Consider the following 3307-nt stretch of genomic DNA (forward strand, 5'->3'; position numbering starts at 1 on the left):
GAAGAGCAGAAGTTATCATGATCGTTACCATGTTAGGAGGTCACATGGAAGATCAGATCCTGGAAAACGGGAATGGTTCCGTTCAGGGCGCTACTTGTGTATAAGAGTCAGCCTCCAAGCAGCGTCGCCAGCACCACGATCAGCGGCTTCTTCGGCTTGACTGCCCGGGTTTCGACTGCGGCATCATCGATGATACGCACATTACCGATGGTCCCCGCCTTCATGATATTGAGCTCTTGCTGCTTGTTGAGCAGCTGGACGAAGATCTCCTGGCCCACTTGCACATCACGGGTCAATCGCAAGATGTCCTGCTGGGTTTTCGGCAAGCGCTTGATCGACTTGTTGATGTTGTTCTTGGTGTTGATCAGAGTCTGGCGCTTCTCCATCAAGGCGATATAGGCCGGATGCTGACGGGTATAGAGCTGTTGCAGCTCGGCTTCACGGAAGGTCAACTCATTGAGCTGTTTCTCAATCCCGACCATGGTGTCCAGTGCCGCTTTCGCTTCGAGCGACAGATCAACCGACTCGTTCTGTTGACGATATGTATTGAGCAGCTCTTCAGAACGGTTCAAGTCATCTTTGACCTGGGGCAGATGGGTCTGCAGGAAATCCAGGCTCTTCTGGGCTTCTTCGGTCTTGCGCAGCACGTTCTGCTGGAGATAGTTCTGGCTGATGTTATCGAGCACAGCACGAATGCGCCCCTTGTCTTCCCCTTCCAGCGCCAGGGAGATGATCCCGGTATTCTTGCCCTTCTCGCTGACCTGAAGATCCCGCTGCAGCTCGCCAATCACATCCAGCAACGGCTGCTTGACCAGGGTAAATTCCTGGCCATCTTGTGCGGCAACGTCTGCTACGAGCAGGGTCACATCCTCTTTTTCGAGCAGCTTGCCCACCTGCCCTTCGAGCACCCGACCTTCCACCTCCAGGGTAAAACGGTTTTCTCCGGTTAAGGTCAAGGTCAAGGGGGTGCCAATCAGCTCGGGTGCCACCTCAAAACGACTAATCGCCATCTTGGGATAGGGCTGACCCATCAGGCGAGACACACCACGGCCAACCAGCGGGAAGAAATCGGGGGTCACCACGGTATCAAGATGGAGCTCTTGCACTGTGCGGCCAAGCACCATGCGCGAGGTCAAGAGTTCTATCTCGGCGGCGGCATCAGCCTGTTCGCCACCCAGCACATCGGCCATGTCACCGAGAAGAGCGGTGCCGCTGGCCTTTTTTTCCACTTGCAGCAGGGCGTTGGCCTTGAAGACTGGTGTCGCCAGCAAGGCGTAAGCAACACCCATCATCATAAAGAAGCCGGTGATACACACAATCCACCAACGGCCATCGATCAGGTAGCCCAGCAGGCGCCCCAGATCGATCTCATCGTTTTCCACCGCAGCACTATTTTGCCGGGACGAAACAGAAGAAGTCGTCATTACACAGAGTCCATTTTTATTGTCAGATAAACCCGAACACAGACACAGGCTGTGGTTACAGTTTTTTCACCCAGGCATCGGCGCCACGCACCAGCAGTTGGTAAACGTGCTCGTAGGCTTCCCGGCTGAGGCGATAGGGATCTGGCACCTCGCACTCACCCAGCCAATGGCCAAAGAGCATAGTCTTGCCGCGGGCGCCAGGATCAATGGCGGTCACGGCGGAAATATGCCCTTTCTCCATGACAAGGATGAGATCGGCCTCCTGGCACAACGCGCGGTTAAGCTGACGCGCAACATGCCCTTCCAGCGAGACCCCATGTTGCTGGGCTACTTCGCTAGCGACCTGATCGGCAGGCTTGTCGACCAGGGCGCTCACTCCGGCAGAACGGATATCACGGCCGGGCAAACGCTCCCGCAGCAGACGCTCACCCGTCGGGGAACGACATATATTGCCCACACACACGACGAGAATTTTCTCAAACATATTACTGTCACTCTTTCATCTTCAACACGATGCCAACGGCCCCGAGTCAATATCCATTGAGCGTTACCAGTTGCGAACCCGCAACATACCTTCCGTCAACTCGTTAAAGCCATTGATGGAGGGCACCAGCTGACTCAACACGCGGTTCCAGCGCGTCACAGGTGCGGTTGTCACATACACAACGTCATAGGGTTGCAACGCAAACTCCGTCCCCATCACCAGCGCAGTGGCGTCACTCAAATCAAGTTGATAGATGGCGGCTTTCTGCTGTGACTTGCCTGCCGGGCGCAATACGAAAATCCCTGTGGCATTGGCAGCATCCTGGTTCAAGCCCTCGGCACTGCTCAGGGCTTCCGTCAGGCTCATTCCCTCACGACCAATGGTCAAGGTTGAAGCCTTGTTGACTTCCCCCATGACAAACACTTTCTGGGCATCATTGCGCGGCACATAGAGCATGTCGCCATCGCGCATCAGCTGGTTGTGAGAGAGGTCGCCATACTGCAAGAGATCCTGTAGCGACAGCGGGTATTCCTTGCCCTGGCGAGTCAGGACCACATGGTGCCAATCCGCCGTCGGGCTCAAGCCCCCGGCTAGATTGAAGGCATCGAGCAGCGTCATCGGCACATTGGTGATGGGCTGCGCGCCAGGTTTGGCGACTTCGCCTGAGATGTAGACCTTCTGGGAGCGGAAAGCGGCAATGCTGACATCGACCTGTGGGCTTTCAATAAACTGAGCCAACCGCTTGGCAATATCCACACGGATTTCAGATACCGTTTTTCCCACCACGGCGACCTTGCCGATATAGGGGTAGAAGATGGAGCCATCTGCGTGTACCCAGTTACCCGCCTCGCTCGCGCTGCGGTAGGAGCCAGCAGGAATGGTCAACTCCGGGTGATCCCACACCGTCACATTGAGGATGTCGCCAACCCCGATACGGTACTCATAACTGCTGATCTGGCGATTGAGCTCAGGGTTGGCCTTGCCCACCACCGGCGCCTTGCGCAATTCGCTGACCAGTGCTGGCGTCACCGGGTAGACATCGGCCAGTTGATCAACATCAACTGAACCTGTAGCCACCTCGGTTTTGCCACTGGTGGAAAGATTGGTACCGGGCACCACAGTGCACGCACTGAGCAGGGCCACGGCCGACAACAGAGGGATGAGCTGAATCCTTTTCACTTCCACACCTTATTAAGCTTGCCATCAATAACTGAACGTAAAAATCGCCGTATGATAGCGGAAATTGCCGAAAATACTGAGAGAAATCTCCCGGGAGACCGCCTATTTTCGGCCTTGTTGCACAAATCAGGGAACTATCTAGCCAAGTGGTGATCTGATCTCCCGGATCAATTACCGGGCACATGAGATGGGCAAGTCAACACACAACATCACCAACTGG

The 3307-nt window shown here is 55.4% G+C and carries 3 protein-coding genes; all 3 read right to left on the minus strand.

The annotated features are described in order from the left end of the window. Positions 1–107: 107 nt before the first annotated feature. The 3 genes from PG883_RS22960 to PG883_RS22970 all read right to left on the minus strand — a co-directional run bounded on the left by PG883_RS22960 (position 108) and on the right by PG883_RS22970 (position 3087). On the minus strand, positions 108–1382 hold the full coding sequence (locus PG883_RS22960; RefSeq protein ID WP_270808366.1) for a GNVR domain-containing protein: 1275 nt from the start codon (positions 1380–1382) through the stop codon (positions 108–110). 97 nt (positions 1383–1479) lie between these two features. Next, positions 1480–1908 (minus strand): arsenate reductase/protein-tyrosine-phosphatase family protein, encoded by a 429-nt coding sequence (locus PG883_RS22965; protein ID WP_069785282.1) that lies wholly within the window; start codon positions 1906–1908, stop codon positions 1480–1482. A gap of 63 nt (positions 1909–1971) precedes the next feature. Continuing rightward, entirely contained in the window at positions 1972–3087 is a 1116-nt protein-coding gene (locus PG883_RS22970; RefSeq protein ID WP_270808369.1) for a polysaccharide export protein, read from the minus strand. Between the last annotated feature and the right edge of the window lie 220 nt (positions 3088–3307).

This window comes from Aeromonas sp. QDB25, assembly GCF_027707725.1.
Lineage (GTDB): Bacteria > Pseudomonadota > Gammaproteobacteria > Enterobacterales > Aeromonadaceae > Aeromonas > Aeromonas caviae.